General features: G+C 70.6%; 5 protein-coding genes. 2 read left to right on the top strand and 3 right to left on the bottom strand.

Annotated features, from left to right (window positions below):
• The first annotated feature begins 96 nt into the window (after positions 1-96).
• On the top strand, positions 97-4,929 hold the full coding sequence (locus NP095_RS14850) for an Ig-like domain-containing protein (RefSeq protein ID WP_232418377.1): 4,833 nt from the start codon (positions 97-99) through the stop codon (positions 4,927-4,929).
• A gap of 42 nt (positions 4,930-4,971) precedes the next feature.
• Here the strand turns inward: NP095_RS14850 and NP095_RS14845 are convergent, their stop codons facing one another.
• From NP095_RS14845 to NP095_RS14835, 3 genes are read right to left on the bottom strand one after another with little or no spacing between them, the layout of a single operon-like run.
• On the bottom strand, positions 4,972-6,318 hold the full coding sequence (locus NP095_RS14845; RefSeq protein ID WP_232418379.1) for a histidine kinase N-terminal 7TM domain-containing protein: 1,347 nt from the start codon (positions 6,316-6,318) through the stop codon (positions 4,972-4,974).
• Positions 6,319-6,378: 60 nt separating this feature from the next.
• Positions 6,379-8,355, bottom strand: a complete 1,977-nt coding sequence (locus tag NP095_RS14840; protein ID WP_232418381.1) for an ABC transporter ATP-binding protein — start codon at positions 8,353-8,355, stop codon at positions 6,379-6,381.
• Positions 8,356-8,360: 5 nt separating this feature from the next.
• Positions 8,361-8,654: a hypothetical protein gene (locus tag NP095_RS14835; protein ID WP_232418382.1), complete on the bottom strand. Its 294-nt coding sequence runs from the start codon at positions 8,652-8,654 to the stop codon at positions 8,361-8,363.
• Between the two features lie 184 nt (positions 8,655-8,838).
• Between NP095_RS14835 and NP095_RS14830 the strand changes: the two genes are divergently transcribed.
• Positions 8,839-16,344, top strand: coding sequence for a DUF5979 domain-containing protein (locus tag NP095_RS14830; protein ID WP_232418384.1), 7,506 nt, complete (start codon positions 8,839-8,841; stop codon positions 16,342-16,344).
• The last annotated feature ends 54 nt before the right edge of the window (positions 16,345-16,398 follow it).

The raw sequence follows: 16,398 nt of genomic DNA, 5'->3' as shown, positions 1-16,398 counted from the left end.
CTCCGGCCCCGGTCATGGCGACCGTGGTGTGCCCGGGCCCTGCTCGATCTCGGCCGTGTCTGTGAATCTCCCATTCTCGAGAGGTTTCCGGATTTCATGGCATTCCGCCTGCGCAGCCGTCTGCTCACCTGTGCGACAGCCTTCACCCTGACCGCGCTGAGCCTCGCCGGCACCATGACGGTGCTGGCCCCGGCAGCCGAGGCGGCCGCCCCGCCGGCCTTCGACTGCACGGTGCCGCGCTTCTTCGCCCAGGCCGAGGACCCGGTGGGCACCGTCAAGCTCAACTCCGGGTCCTACACCCGCACGGGTGGGTCCCAGTGGACCGAGATCGGGACCTACACGGGCGCGAACGTCTTCAACGCGCTGGCGTTCAACCCGACCGACGACTACCTCTACGGAACGTTCTACGAACAGTCCTCGGGCGAGAAGATCGAGGGCTCGTTCGCCCGCATCGACCGATCCGGTGTCGTGAAGCCGCTGGGCGTCGCGAACGCGGCTCTGGGTACGGCGCCGAACACGCTCTGGGACAGCGGTGAGTTCGACGCGGCCGGCAACTACTTCGTCGCCTCGGGCAACGGCGGCACGAAGACGATCTACAAGATCGAGAACCTGAAGGACGTCACGACCGTCACCGGGGGTACGCGGCCGACGCGAACGGCGATCCCGCTCACGGGGGTCCCCTCGGCGGGCATCCACTTCGCAGACATGGCGCTTCTCGACGGGTACCTGTGGGCGCCCAGCTACGGGAAGGCACCTGAGCTCCACCGGATCGATCGCACCACCGGCGCCGTGAAGACCTTCACGCTGTCCACAGAAGTCATGCCGGTGAACTCCTACGGCTCGGCCTTCACGATGACGAACGGCAACCTCGCGCTCATCGCGACGAACGGCAAGATGTACCAGATCGCGATCAAGGACGCCGCGACGAATGCACCCACCTTCACGAAGATCAACGAGGTCACCGCGCCGACCAACCAGCGCAGCGACGCGACGAACTGTGCATCCGCGCTTCCCTCGAAGCTCAGCGTGACGAAGACCGGACCGGCCACCGTCGTCGTCGGCAGCACCATCACGTGGCGCGTCGTCGTCAAGAACGAGGGCCCGGGCAACACCTCGGGCTTCGTCCTCAAGGACACGCTCCCGAACAACCTCAGCAACGTCAGCGCGACCAGCACGGACACGTCATGCGTCGTGACGGGCACCACGCAGAAGGTCGCCACCTGCAACGGCGGCTACCTCGGGGTCGGTGACGAAGCAGTCGTCACCGTGAGCGCCACCGCGCCGTCCGCGCCGGGCTCCCTGATCAACAGCGCGCAGGCCGTCGGCAACGAGGACCCGAACCCCGCGCCGCCGGCCACGGCGGAGACCCAGGTCGTGATCGCCACCCAGGTCGACGTCCCGGCCACGGTCACCGACACCTCGAACGGCACGTATGACCGCTCCTCGCCGCGGGGTGGCACGATCACCTACGCCGGCGGCCGCTACACGTACACGCCCCCGGCGGGCTACTCCGGGCCCGACTCCTTCACCTACAGAACCTCGGGCGGGGCGCTGGTGACCGTGCTGATCCAGGTCACTCCCGAGGCGGAGCCGGACAGCCGGACGACCCGGGCCAACGTCCCGGTGACGATCTCGCAAGCCGCCCTCGAGGCGCTCGGACACGGCACGGATCTCGCGCTCGTCCGCGTCGGCTCGCCGCAGAACGGGGCGGTGAGCTTCGCCGACGGCATCGTCACCTTCACTCCGACGGCCGGGTTCTCCGGCACTGGCAGCTTCACGTACACGCTCCGCGACTCCTCGAACCAGGAGATCACCGAGACGATCACCGTCACGGTCACGAACGTGTTCGCCGAGGGGACCGCCGTCGAGGACGGCGTCACGACGCCGCAGAACACGGCGAAGCAGATCCCGCTGGCCGACGTGGTCTCCCCGTCGGGCAAGCCGCTCGATCCGACCTCGGTGACCGGCAGCGGCAGTCCCATACACGGCACCCTGTTGGTCCCGACCACGGGCCTGCTCACCTACGTGCCGAACCGCGGGTACACGGGTGCTGATTCCTTCCAGGTGCGTGTGTGCGACACCGCCGCACCGGTGCAGTGCACGACGGTCACCATCCAGGTGACGGTCGGCGCGAACTCGGTGACGGCGGTCGACGACTCGGCCACGACCACGGTGGCGTCGCCCCGCACGATCGACGTGCGTGGCAACGACGGCAGCGCCTCGGGCCAGTCGTTCGCGCCGCCGACGGTGACGACCGCTCCGGGCCATGGCACCGCCGTGGTCGAGTCGGACGGCGAGATCACCTACACACCCGAGGCCGGCTTCTCCGGTCAGGACACGTTCGAGTACCGGGTGTGCGACACGTCGCACCAGACCGCCGTGTGTGACACCGCGACGGTGACGGTCACGGTCGACAACGTCTTCGCCGAGGGGACGGCAGTCGAGGACGGCGTCACGACGCCGCAGAACACGGCGAAGCAGATCCCGTTGGACGATGTGGTCTCCCCGTCGGGCAAGCCGCTCGATCCGACCACGGTGACCGTCTCGGACGCTCCCGGGCACGGTGACGTGAGGGTCGACCCGACCACGGGCCGGCTCACCTACACGCCGAACCCCGGGTACACGGGTGAAGACGACTTCGAGGTGCGCGTGTGCGACACCTCCGCACCGGTGCAGTGCACGACGGTCACCATCGAGGTGACGGTCGGCGCGAACACGGTGACGGCTCACGACGACTCGGCAACGACACCGGTCGGGACGGCCGGCACGATCGACGTGCGTGGCAACGACGACAGCGCCTCGGGCCAGTCGTTCGCGCCGCCGACGGTGACGACCGCTCCGGGTCATGGCACCGCTGTGGTCGAGTCCGACGGCGGCATCGCCTACACGCCGGCCGCTGGCTTCTCCGGCCAGGACACGTTCGAGTACCGCGTCTGTGACACGTCGACCCCGGCCGTGTGCGACACCGCCAAGGTCACCGTGACGGTCGACAACGTCTTCAGCGAGGAGACGGCCGTCGAGGACGGCGTGTCCACGGGGCACAACACGCCGAAGGAAATCCCGCTGGCGGACGTGGTGTCGGCTTCGGGCAAGCCGCTGGATCCGACCAAGGTGACCGTCTCGCGCGGTCCCGGGCACGGCACCGTGACGGTGGACCCGGTCACAGGTGAGCTGACGTACGCGCCGGCCTCGGGTTACTCCGGTGACGACGAGTTCGAGGTGCGCGTGTGCGACACGTCGAACCCGGTGCAGTGCACGACGGTCACCATCGAGGTGACGGTCGGCGCGAACTCGGTCACGGCGGTCGACGACTCGGCCACGACCACGGTGGCGACGCCCCGCACGATCGACGTGCGTGGCAACGACGACAGCGCCTCGGGCCAGGCCTTCGCGCCGCCGACGGTGACCACGGCGCCCGGCCATGGCACCGCTGTGGTCGAGTCGGACGGCCGGATCACCTACACGCCCGAGGCCGGCTTCTCCGGCGAGGACACGTTCGAGTACCGCGTGTGCGACACGTCGACCCCGACCGCGGTGTGTGACACCGCGACGGTGACGGTCACGGTCGACAACGTCTTCGCCGAGGGGACCGCGGTCGAGGACGGCGTCGCGACGCCGCAGAACACCTCGACGACCATCCCGCTCGCTGACGTGGTGTCCCCGTCGGGCAAGCCCGTCGATCCCACGACGGTCACCATCCCCGATGCCCCCGAGCACGGCACCGTGACGGTGGACCCGGTCACGGGTGAGCTGACGTACACGCCGGTCCCGGGGTACTCCGGTGACGACGAGTTCGAGGTGCGCGTGTGCGACACGTCGAACCCGGTCCAGTGCACGACGGTGACGATCGCTGTCGAGGTGTCCGCCAACGCGGTCGCCGCGGCCGATGACTCGGCGACGACGGCGTTCGGCACCGACGTGGACATCGACGTGGCGGACAACGACAGCTCGGCCTCGGGCCAGGCGCTGGCGCACCCGGTGATCGTGGCCGGACCGTCGCACGGCACCGCCGTGGTGGGTCCGGACGGCGAGATCACCTACTCGCCCGATGCGGGCTTCTCCGGTCAGGACACCTTCGAGTACCGCGTCTGTGACACGTCGACCCCCACGCCGGTGTGCGACACCGCCACGGTGACGGTCACCGTGGCGAACGCGTTCGCGATCTCGCCGGCGGCCGCCGCGGGCTTCGAGACCGACCAGGATGCTGAGCTGACGATCCCGCTGGGCGACGTCGTGAGCTCCGCCGGTGCGGGCCTGGACCCGCAGTCGGTGCAGGTCGTCGGCGGTGCGGCCCATGGCGACGTCAGCGTGGACGCGCAGACGGGCGCCGTGACGTACACGCCGGACGACGGCTACTCCGGTGACGATGCGTTCGACCTGCGCGTGTGCGACACGTCGCGGCCCCAGCAGTGCCACATCGTGTCGATCCCCGTGACCGTGCGGACCAACACGGTCGTGACCGGTGACGACACGGCCACGACCCGAGCGGGCCGGCCGGTGGTCATCGAGGTCGACCGCAACGACTCCAGCCGGACCGGGCGCCCGCTCGCGGCCGCGCGGATCACCAAGAAGCCGAAGCACGGCGTCGCGGAGGTCCTGGCGGACGGCACCGTGCGGTACACGCCGCGCCAGGGCTTCGTCGGCTCCGACTCGTTCGAGTACGAGCGGTGCGACGACTCCACGCCGCTGCCCGTCTGCGACACGGCGACGGTCACGGTCGACGTCACGGCGGCTCCCGAGGTTCCGACCGAGGCCGGGTCCGGCAGTGACGGCCAGGGCGACGACGAAGCCGGCGACGAAGGCGACGACGGCCGGTCGCCGCTGGCCGACACGGGCTCGGGTGCCACCCTCGCCGCGGTGGCGGGGGGACTCGGTGCGGTCGTGCTCGGTGGGCTCGCACTCCTGCTGGGACGGCGCCGCCGCGCCTGAGCGAGTGCAGCGCGCCGTGCCCCCGGCCTGCGGCGTGCCGCGTCAGCTGTTCTGAGCGGAGTTGTGGTCGTACTCGTCGGCCGAGACGCGGCGGACGAAGTCGGCCGCCGATTCGTCGGGGAGCGGCTCGAAGAACGAGACCACCATGTCCACGCCCAGGTCCTCGACGACGACGTGAGCGGGGATCGCCTCGAAGTGGGCGTCGAGGATCGGCGTCACGAAGGTCCAGGTGTCCAGGCGGGCCCATTCGGTCTCGGTCCATCCACGCTCGGCGGCGCGCGCCTCCATGCGCCGGGCCATCAGGAACATCACCTCGTCCGCGCGCCGGGGGGTGCGCGGCTTGATGTCCAGGCGGAGCACGCGCTGGCCCTCCTCGGCCGCGGCGCGCAGCTGATCGACCGCGGCCTTGCGGCCGAGCGTCTGCGTCGCGGGGTCGTGGCCCTTGAGTGCGCCGGAGACGGTGGGGAACGACGAGCTCTCGACGGACGACCTGACCGGCCGGAACATGAGGACCCGGTCGCTGGTGCGCGAGAGGGGATCGACCGGGTGCACCGACAGCGAGGTGCGCAGCTCGCCGCCCTCGATCTGCAGGGTCACGGTGGACTCGTCCAGGAACGGCATCGACATCCCCAGCGCCGCGGCCACGTCGAGGTCCCGCCGAGCCGTGTGACCTTTGAGCCGCAGCAGGCTGGCGGCCGGGCCGTTCCAGTCCTGCAGGCGACCGGAGCGGTCGACGACGAGGATGAACACGCCGATCGAGTCCAGCAACCGGCCGGCTCGCGACGCCGAGCGCGACCACTCGCCGACGTGGCCGGTCGTCCACACCATCACCATCGCCGTGGCGGCGACCGCCAGCGGGGTCAGGGACGGGTACAACACCTGGAGGGTCAGGACCAGCAGGGCGCCCAGCTGGACGGCCGAGACGACACGGCGCACGTGGGGTGACGGGTCGTGCTGGCGGGAGCTGAGGGTCAGGATCCCGGCGCCGAAGAGCGCGAACGAATACGCCAGGTGCACGACGTAGACCGGACTGGCGTAGTAGTCCTCACCGGTGGTGAGCCCGACCGACGGGAGCATCCCGATGAAGGTCGCGGTGCTGACCCCGATCGCCAGGGCCCAGAACCAGCCCGACATGCGCCAGCGCCCGTAGACGAGGCGCCGCGTCGCGACGTAGAAGGAGGCCGCGGTGATCTGGACGAACACGACGTTGATCGCGACGGTGACGCTGGGCGCGGGGTCGACGGCCCCGCGATCGGCTCGTGCCAGGTTCCAACCGGCGGCGGCCAGGAGCATGATCAGGACGGGCACCGAGACGGACGACCGGTGGTGACGCACCGCCGCGACCGTCAGCACGAGAAGTGCCGACGTCACCAGGTAGGCGGTGGTCATGGAGGTGATTGTGGCAGCCTCCGAGAGCCGTGACCATGGCCACCTTTCGACCCCTTGGAATCACAGGGATACATCGGCGCGCAGGAATCCCACGGGTCCCTGGCCTCGCGTGGCGTCGGGTGTCTGCCGCCGGCTGGCGAACTGCTCGCGGTACAGCCGGCCGTACAGGCCGTCGGGATCGTCGACCAGCTCCTCATGGGTGCCGCGCTCGACGACGCGCCCGTCGACGAGGCCGAAGATGACGTCGGCGTTCTGGATCGTGCTGAGCCGGTGCGCGATCGCGAGCGTGGTGCGACCGGTCGTCGCGCGCTCGAGCGCCTCCTGCACGAGGCGCTCGGTCTCGTTGTCGAGGGCGCTGGTGGCCTCGTCGAGGATGAGGATCCGCGGGTTCTTCAGCAGCACGCGGGCGATCGCGATGCGCTGCTTCTCGCCACCGGAGAGCCGGTACCCGCGTTCGCCGGTGACGGTCTCGTAGCCGTCGGGGAAGCTCATGATCCGGTCGTGGATGTTGGCGTCGGTGGCGGCGGCGACGATCTCGTCGGCGGTGGCGCCGGGCTTCGCGTAGGCGATGTTCTCGCGGATGGTGCCGTGGAAGAGGTAGGGCTCCTGGGTGACCATGCCGACGCAGTCGGCCAACGAGGACGAGGTGATGTCGCGGACGTCGATGCCGTCGATCAGCACCTGTCCGCGCTGCACGTCGTAGAACCGCGGCACGAGGTACGTGGCGGTGGTCTTGCCCGAGCCGGAAGGCCCCACGATCGCCGCCAGCTGACCGCCCTCGATCGTGAACGACAGCTCCGACAGGGCCCAGGCGTCGGCGTCGGCCGTGGACGCCGCGTCGACGGGGCCGCTGGAGTCGCCGAACCGCTCCTTCGCGCTCTCGCCGGTCAGCACCCGCGGCGGGGGGTAACGGAACCACACGTCGCGGAACTCGATCGTGCCCCGCAGGTCGGCGGGCGTGACCGTGCGCGCGCCGGGCCGGTCGACGATCGCCGGCTCGAGGTCGAGGTACTCGAAGATGCGGCGGAAGAGCGCCAGCGAGGTCTGGACGTCGAGCGAGACCCGCATGAGCTGCAGCAGCGGCATCTGCAGGCGGGCCTGCACGGTGGTGAACGCGACCAGGGTCCCTGCCGAGAGCGACTCGGCGCCGCCGGGCAGCCGGCCGGCGATAATGAAGCCCGCCGCCAGGTAGATCAGGGCCGGTGTGATCGCGAAGAAGGTCTGGACGGTGGCGAAGAACATCCGGCCGGTCATCGCCTGCTCGACCTGCAGCCGGGTCTGCTCGAGGTTGGCGTTGCGGTAGCGCTGGGCCTCCGACGCGCTGCGGTTGAACACCTTGGCCAGCAGGATCCCCGAGACGCTGAGCGACTCCTCGGTGATCGCCGTCATCTCCGAGAGGCTCTCCTGCGTGCGGCGCGCCAAGTGCTGGCGCCGGCGCCCCACCTTGAGCTGGAGCCAGATGAACAGCGGCATCAGGACGACCGTCAGGATCGTCAGCTCCCACGACAGGATCACCATCGAGATGAACGCCGCCGTGACGGTGACGGTGTTCTGCAGGATCGAGGTGGCGGTGTCGGTGAGCACCGTGCGCACGCCCGCGACGTCGTTGGCCAGCCGGGACTGGATGGCACCGGTCTTGGTCGTGGTGAAGAACGCCAGCTCCATCTTCTGCAGGTGCGCGAAGAGCTCGCTGCGCAGATCGGCCATGGCCGAGTTGCCGATGGTGGACGTCAGCCAGTTCTGGGCGATGTTCAGCATCGACGCCAGGATCGGCAGCGCGCACATGCCCGCGACGAGCCAGCCCAGCAGACCCAGGTCGGGGCCGCCGGAGCCGAAGAGGGCGCGGTCGAAGACCGCCTGGGTGAGGAACGGGACGATCGAGGTCAGGACGGCCGACAGCACCACGATGACGGCGACCGCCACCATCTTGGCGCGGTACGGCCGCAGCAGGATCGCGATGCGGCGGAGGACCGGGCCGTTGTTCGCGGCGAGCTCGGCGTCGCTCAGGTGAGTGACCGCGGGACCCGGTCGGGGCACTCTGGTCAGTCTCCGATGCGGTTCAGCTCGACGGTGCCGAGGTCGGCCGGGACGAGCTCGAGCGTGCCGTACCCGCTGCCGTCGCTCGCGCGCAGGAAGGCCCAGACGAACAGGTCGCCACGGACCATCTCGTCGTCGAGGGTGACGCTGAACGGCGCGGGCGCCTCGTCGACCTCCAGCGCGGCGGCCGCGAGCACCTCCCCGGCGTCGTCGACCACCTTGACCGTGGCGATCGCGCCCGGCGGGATCTCGGAGACTTCACGCACGAGCAGGGAACCGGAGACGGTGAGCAGGGCCATGGCGACCAGCCTAATCCTGCAGCCCGATCGCCACCCCGCGTGTGGCACGACTGCTGGAGAGTGGCGGGCGCCATACGACTATTCTCTTCAAGGCTTCCCAGAGTGTAGTGAAAGTTTGCTATCATGGTCGGCTAAACCTTCTCGGACGGCGACGTCCGGCCAGTTCCCCCAGAAAAGATGATTGATGCGCCGCGCGCTCTCGCTCCTGTCCGCTCTCCTGCTCGTCCTGCTGACCTTCGCCGTCGGCACGTCCTCGGCGCTGGCCGCGGAAGCGACCGCCGACCTGCAGATCATGAAGTCCGTGGACTCCGCGGGCCCGCACGGACCCGGTGACACGTTCTCCTACACGATCGTCGTGGGCTGTTCGTCGACGAACGACCTGGGCTGCGTCGACGCCGCGCTGAACGACGCGCTGCCCGATCCACTGGTCCTCGACCCGGCCGTGCAGAACCCCGTCGCGGTCAGCCTGTCGCCGACGGGTCCCGCGGACGTCAAGATCACCGGTGACGACGTCACGGTGCGGCCCCAGCACCAGCTGGGCTCCGACGTCGGTCTGCGCGCGGGCGGCTCGATGACGGTGACCATCGCGGTGCAGGTGCCCCCGACGGTGTCCGCCGACTTCAACGGCGAGACCCTGACGAACGTCGCCTCGGTCGTGGCGGACAACGCCGACCGACAGTCGTCCTCGGCCGACGTGACGGTCCGGGTCACCACGACGCTGGCGGCCGAGGTCACGAAGTCGGTCTCGCCGGCCACCGTCGGTGCCACCGCGGGCCGGCCGGTCACCTGGACGCTCAAGCCCGGCAACGCGTCGAACCAGACGGTGGACACGATCGTCGTCGAGGACGTCTTCGACGGCGCCGGGCAGGACCACCTGGACTTCGTCTCGGTCGACGCGACGCGTCGACCGGCGACGACCACCTCGACCAAGGTCGAGTACCTCGTCGAGGGCGCGTGGACGACCGCGGCGCCGGGCGACCCGAGCGACGTCGACGGCGTCCGGGTCACCTACGCCGGCAGCTTCGCGCCCGGCGTGTCCGGCGAGGTGCGGATCGCCCAGCGGACGAACTCCCGCGTGGCCGCGATCGCCGACCAGCAGTCGGTCCGGGTCGAGAACTCCGTGACGACGACGGTCGCCAAGGGCGGCACCGTCAGTGCCGAGGCGGACGACGACGCCTCGCTGTCGATCCTCAAGCGCGACCCCGACGTGACGATCACGAAGAGCTTCTCGGACACGACGCTCGTCATCGGCCAGGAGGTCACCGCGGCCCTGCACGCCGCCGTGGGCGCGCAGGACGTGCACACGCTGGTGATCCACGAGCCGAGCGCGGGTCGCCCGTCGTTCAGCGACCAAGGCCTGGCGTTCACCGGCTTCGGTGACGACCTCGAGTGGCCGGTCACCGCGGTCTCCGCCTCGATCGACTACCGGTACTCCGACTGCGCCACCTCGACTGCGCGCACGACGCGGACCGACACGCTCCCCGGGCCCACCGCGGGCTGCACGGTGGAGGGCTTCACCCTCACGTTCACGGCGGCCGACGGCACCGACGGCATCGAGTCGTCCGCGTACGCCGAGGTCCCGGTCGAGTTCACCGCGCTGACCGACATCACGGCGGCCACGACCTCGACGAACCACGTCGACACCCAGGTCTCGACCGTCGACGGCGCCACGGGCCGCGACGACGACGCGGCGACCTTCACGATCCGCCCGCTGGAGGTCTTCACCGCCGTCGACAAGACGATCAGCCCCAGCCAGATCTGGGCGCTGCCCGGCGCTCGCGCCACCGTCGGGCTCTCGGCACGCGTCCGTGCGGACTCGACCGCCGGCTCGGACCGCCTCGTGATCTCGGACCCCGTCGATCCCGCCCGGTCCCCCAGCTTCTTCTCCTCCTTCGACGTCACCGCGATCGAGAACACCGACATCCCCGCGTGCGCGCAGCTGACCGTTCGGTACTGGTCGAAGGGCGACGAGGCGTGGGTCGTGTTGCCCGGTGCGGAGAACGTGGCCGGTGAGGTCGCCAAGTGGGGCATCGCGATCCCCGCGTCGGTGCGTGCCGACCTCGGCGGCATCCAGCTCGACTTCGCCCCGCGGGCGGTCAACGGCTGCCCGCAGGTGCTGCCGCCCGGCTTCAACGTGATGGCCGACTACGCGGTGGCGCTCAAGTCCGGCGTGCCGAACGCCGCCGCCACGATCGACAACGACGTCCAGTCGCGGGTCCACAACGCCACGATCGACAAGGGCCACACGGACACCGCGGCCGACGACGTCATCCTCGAGCCCACGTCCGGCACGGGACCCGACCTCGTCGACAAGACGTGGCTGGAGAACACCGTTCCCGCACTCTCGGGCGCGACCCGCACGGCTCGGATCGGCTGGAGCACCCAGGGCCTGAACTTCGCCTCGATGACCATCACCGACCCGGCGACGACCGCGGAGCTCGGCCCGGGAGCACCCGGCATCGCCACCTCCGTCTACGACGCGTTCGACCTGCGTGCCATCGCCCCGGTCACGCCGGTGATCGACCCGCTCATCGTCAACGACCGGGTCGCCAAGGTCGAGCTCTTCCGCTCGGGCACCTGGGTCGACGTCACGGCGCAGGCGTGCTCGAGCGAGCTGGCCTGCCGCGGGACGTTCCCCGGCCTGACGCTGACCACCGCGCAGCAGGCGGACACGACCGGGGCACGCATCACCTTCACCGAGCTCGTCGCCGGTGCCGGCGTCGGCTCGTCGTACGCGCGCCGTCCCCTCGACCTGTCGTTCCAGGTGCGCGACACCCTGCGCAGCACGGGCGACTACGTGCTCGGGACGCGCCACGCGTACACGTACAACACCGCAGACGCCGGTGTCGTGAACAACACCGTGAGCGTCCGCGGCTTCGGTGGCGTCTCCGGCGACCGTGAGACCCGCGACTCCGACCGCATCACGATCGTCGACAGCCCGGTCAACGTCAGCCTGACGAAGACGTTCGACCAGACCCAGCTGGGCCTGCCGATCCGCGGAACGGTGGACGCCGACGACTACCCGCTGATCACGTCGACCCTGACCGCGAGGAACACCTCGGCGGTCAGGATCTCGTCGATGGTCGTCACGGACCCCTCGCCGGACCAGGTCGCGCCGACGGCGTTCGACGTGCTCGACCTGCACCAGATCGCGACGATCCCGCTGCCCAGCGGGATCGGGGCGGCCGACGTCACGGTCACCCTCGACCACGACGGCACGCCGCGCGACTACACCCGCGCGCAGGCGCTGGCGCTCAGCCCCGCCGACCTGGCCGACGTCGTCGGCGTCACCGTCGCCTACGCCCGGGCCGATGGCCGCCCGGTCATCGCGGCGAACGCCTCGGCGGCCATCGATCTGGTCTTCCAGCTGCGCCAGGACAAGCGCAGTGGCGACCCGGTCGCGACCACCTCACCCGGCGGCGTGCCGATCCTCAACGAGGCGCGCGTGCAGGCCGACAGCCCCGGTCGCGTCCCGTGCCTGACCGTCACGACCCCCGGCTGCTCGGCCGGCACGGCCACCGCGGACGACGAGTTCAACATCGTCGGCGCGGACTACCGGATCACCGGCTCCAAGACGATCGCTCCCGCCAGCGTCCACGAGGACGAGTCGACGACCTACACCACCACGCTGGTCGGCCAGCCGCTCGGCTCGGCGCGCACCACCGTGATGACCCTCACCGACGATGCCTCGACGTTCTGGAACGTCATGGACTACGCGAGTGCGTCGATCCGCCTGCCCGCGCCCGTCAACCAGGCCCGGATGGACGTGAAGATCGGCACCACCTGGACCAGCGGCGACTGGGTGTCCTCGGCTGCGGGATCGACCGTGAACTTCGCACTCCCCGGGGGCACCTCGGCCGGCTCCGTCGTGGGCGTGCGGTTCGCGTTCCGGCAGATCGTGAACGGCGCGCCCGTCCAGTGGGAGCGCGCCCACAACCCGCGCCTCCCCATCACGCTCGTGACCACCCGACGTCAGACCCAGCGTGGCAACGGCGATCCCGTCTCCACCACCCGGCCCGGCATGGACCCGAACGAGGGCGAGACCCAGCAGGGCGTCATCAGCAACACGTTCGTGGTCGACGCGCAGGCCCAGTTCGGCGCGCACCAGTCGTTCACGGCCACCCAGTCGTACTCCGCCAGCACGCTCGTGCGCCACCGGGCCAACGCGATCAAGGTCGAGAAGGCCCCCGGCAACACGACCCGTCCGCCGACGTACGCGCCGTCGGGCACGATCCCGTACGTCCTCACCATCACCAACACCGGTGACTGGGACATGACCGGCTTCACGGTCGTCGACCAGTTCGACCTGGTCGTCGGCGCCTCGCCGGTCAAGGCGCCGTCGCCCGCGGCGTACACCTTCTCGCTGACGTCGAGCAACGCTGCCAAGCCCGTGCCCTCGCCGGCGCCGGCCTTCTCCGCCGCGTACGACGAGGCCACAGGACGACTCTCGGTGACGGCACCGTCCGGTTTCGTGTTCAAGTCCGGGTGGAAGCTCACGGTCAACGCACCGATGGAGTTCGCCGACGGCCTGGGCGCCGACACCGTGGTCGCGAACAGCGTGACCGCGTCGTCGGACCGCGACTTCGAGCGGTGCGACTACACGGTCGACCGCTCGGACCGCCCGCGCGTCTTCGGCGTCGCGGACTGCACCGCGACGACCCACGTCCAGCCACTGGCCGCGGCGACGCTGTCCATGCGCAAGGGCGTCAAGGGCGACGAGGCCGGTGCCCCCGGCACGGGCGCCGACGACCTCGGCGTCGTCGACCTGCTGAACCGTGACCCCTCCGAGTGCGCGGCTCCCGACGCCGACGGCTTCCACCACGGCAGCTGTGTGCCCGTGACCCGCCCCGGCGGTGAGGAGACGTGGCGCCTGGAGATGCTCAACACGGGCAACACGAACGCGAAGACCGTGGCGGTCGTCGACACGTTGCCCCAGGTGGGCGACCGAGGTGTCATCACCTCGGCGGGCCGCGGATCGCAGTTCGACGTGACGCTGCGGAACGGCTTCGACAGCACCATCGCGTCGCTGCGCCACGACGGTGGCGTGCTGAAGGCGTACTACTCCACCGCCCGCCTGAGCACCGCGTGCAACACGAACACGATCCAGGTGCACACGAACAACGCGAGCGCCGACGGCTCGTGCGCCTTCGGCTGGACGGAGTACACGCCGTCGACGCCGAACTCGGCGCTGGCGAAGGCGCAGTCGGTCAAGTTCGTGATCGACTGGTCGGCCACCGCCGGGGCGGGCCTGCGCCCGGACGAGACCGTCGCGGTCACGTTCAACACGCGCACGCCCACCCAGCTGCCGGCCGCGGTCGCCACGGGCACGAGCCTGCCGATCGCGTACAACTCGTTCGCCGGCACGTCGCGGACCGTCGCGACCCAGACGCAGGCCGAGCGTGGCGAGATCGTGCTCGAGCCGACCCGCGTCGGCGTCGCGACCGCGACCGGTCGCGTCACGATCGACAAGACGGTGGACGCGCCCACGTTCTCCGTGCCGGTCGACCTGCCCTCGAGCTACACGTTCGACATCGCGTGCACCTCCGACGGCGACCCGGTGCGCCTGGCCGACTCGACCGGCAAGGCCTTCGCCGGCCCGGTGCGGGTGTCGGTCGACGCCTACGGTGACGGATCGACGGTTCTGAACTCCCCAGGCTCCCCGCTCTCGGTGCCGCTGTTCGCCGAGTGCGTCGTCGTCGAGAGCCCGGTGCCCGCCGGCGCGACGGTCACCGTCGATCCCGCCGACGGCACGGTCGTCGCCGACCGCAGCCTGGCGGGGGTCACGGGCATCCAGAACCCCCACGTCGGCGCCGCGAACGGTCCGGTCGTGGCGGTGACGAACACCTACACGACGGGCGGGTTCGAGATCACCAAGGCCGTGGACAACGGCGGTGCCGTCAATCAGGACGGCGACCCCGTCGTCTACGACCGCGACTACGCGTTCGACGTGACGTGCGAGTACCTGGGTCGCGAGATCCTGGCCGAGCAGGTCACCCTGGCTGACGGCGCGACGAAGCGGTACGCGTCGATTCCCGGTGGCGCCGAGTGCTCGGTCGAGGAGACCGACGCCCGCGGTGGCACCGTCAGCGTCGAGGTCGACGGCGCCGCGGCGGCCAACCCGGCGACCTTCACGGTCGTCGAGGGCACGCGGGTCGAGGTCGACGTGACCAACACGTTCGCCGTCGGCTCGGTCCGCATCGAGAAGGACTTCACCGGTCCGGGCGCGCCCGCATGGGGCCTCGAGCCCGTGCAGCTGCGACTCGTCTGCGAGCTCGGCGGGGTGGAGGAGACCACCGTCTTCGACGACACCCACACCCTGCGGGCCCCCGACGACCTGGAGTGGGAGATCGACGATCTCCCGGTCGGCGCGGCGTGCGTTGTCAGCGAGCCGAAGAACGGCGGGGCGAACCGCGTCAGCATCCAGGACGAGGAGTTCGAGGTGCAGGCCGGCAGCCAGGCCGTGCTCGTGGCGGCGGAGAACTTCTTCGACGAGGGCTCGGTCAAGGTCACCAAGACGCTCTCGGGCAACGGGGCGGCCTTCCGCGCCGTGCAGGACGGTACCTGGACGATGTCGCTCGAGTGCACCCGCGAGGTGGACGGCGTCGTGCAGACGATCGCCGTCCCCGGTGGCGCCGACCGCGTCATCACCGGCGCCGGCGAGGCGACCTGGGACGGACTGCCCACCGGTGCGACCTGCGTCGTCGACGAGCCCGCGTCGTCCCCGGTCCCGCAGCAGGTGACGATCACCCCGCAGAACGGCGAGGTCGTCGTCCCCGGTGGCGGCGCGTCCGGGACGCCCGTCGCCGTGACGGTCGACAACCGGTTCGACGCCGGCTTCCTGATCGTCAACAAGCTGATCGACGGTCCGGGTGAGGCGCTGCACGGTGGTGACTCCTACGAGTTCGAGGTGGAGTGCACGCTGGCCGGAGCGCCGGTGCTGACGGACCGGGTGACGATCGAGCGCGACGGCGACGCGACGTCGCTGTGGTCCGACCCGATCGGACCGATGCCGACGGGCACCTCGTGCCACGTCGTCGAGACCGAGGCGGGAGCCGCCGACCGTTCGACGGGGGCGGCCACCGTCGTCATCGGCGCGGGCACGACGGCCGAGGCGGTCGTCGCGACGATCACCAACACCTACGGCGCGGGGGAGGTCGAGGTGACCAAGAAGGTCGAGGGTCGCTTCGCGGACCGGCCCGAGGTGGTCCGGGCGGCGTTCGCCATGACCTTGACCTGCCAGATCGAGACGACCGGCCCGACGGGCGCGACCGTCCTCGGGACCGTCCACGCGGCGGACTTCTCCGTTCGTGCGGGGCGGACCGCGACGTTCGCCGGCGCGGACGGCGAGCCGCTGCTGCTGCCCACCGGCACCCGGTGCTTCGTCGAGGAGACGGACGCCGGTGGCGCGACCGAGGTCGAGGTCAGCCACCCCGACTTCGCGAGCGGCGCGACCGTGACGTCCGTGGACACCACGGCGCGGATCGGCATCGACGTCACGAACGTGTTCGACGAGAACGTGTGGGACGTGTCGAACGCGGGCTGCCCCGACTGTGGGACCTCCGGCAGCGGCGGTGACCTCGCGGACTCGGGCTCTGGTGTGACCGCGGGCTGGGCCGCACTGGGTGTGCTCAGTCTGCTGGCGGGCGGGTCGGCCGTCGCCCTCGCCAGGCGGAGGTCACGCGCGGCCTGACGCGGGCCCTGAGAACGGATGAGCCGGTCGACACCGAGGTGTCGACCGGCTCAT

The organism is Aeromicrobium duanguangcaii (genome assembly GCF_024508295.1).
Classification (GTDB): domain Bacteria; phylum Actinomycetota; class Actinomycetes; order Propionibacteriales; family Nocardioidaceae; genus Aeromicrobium; species Aeromicrobium duanguangcaii.
This window is presented reverse-complemented; position numbering and strand designations above follow the sequence as displayed.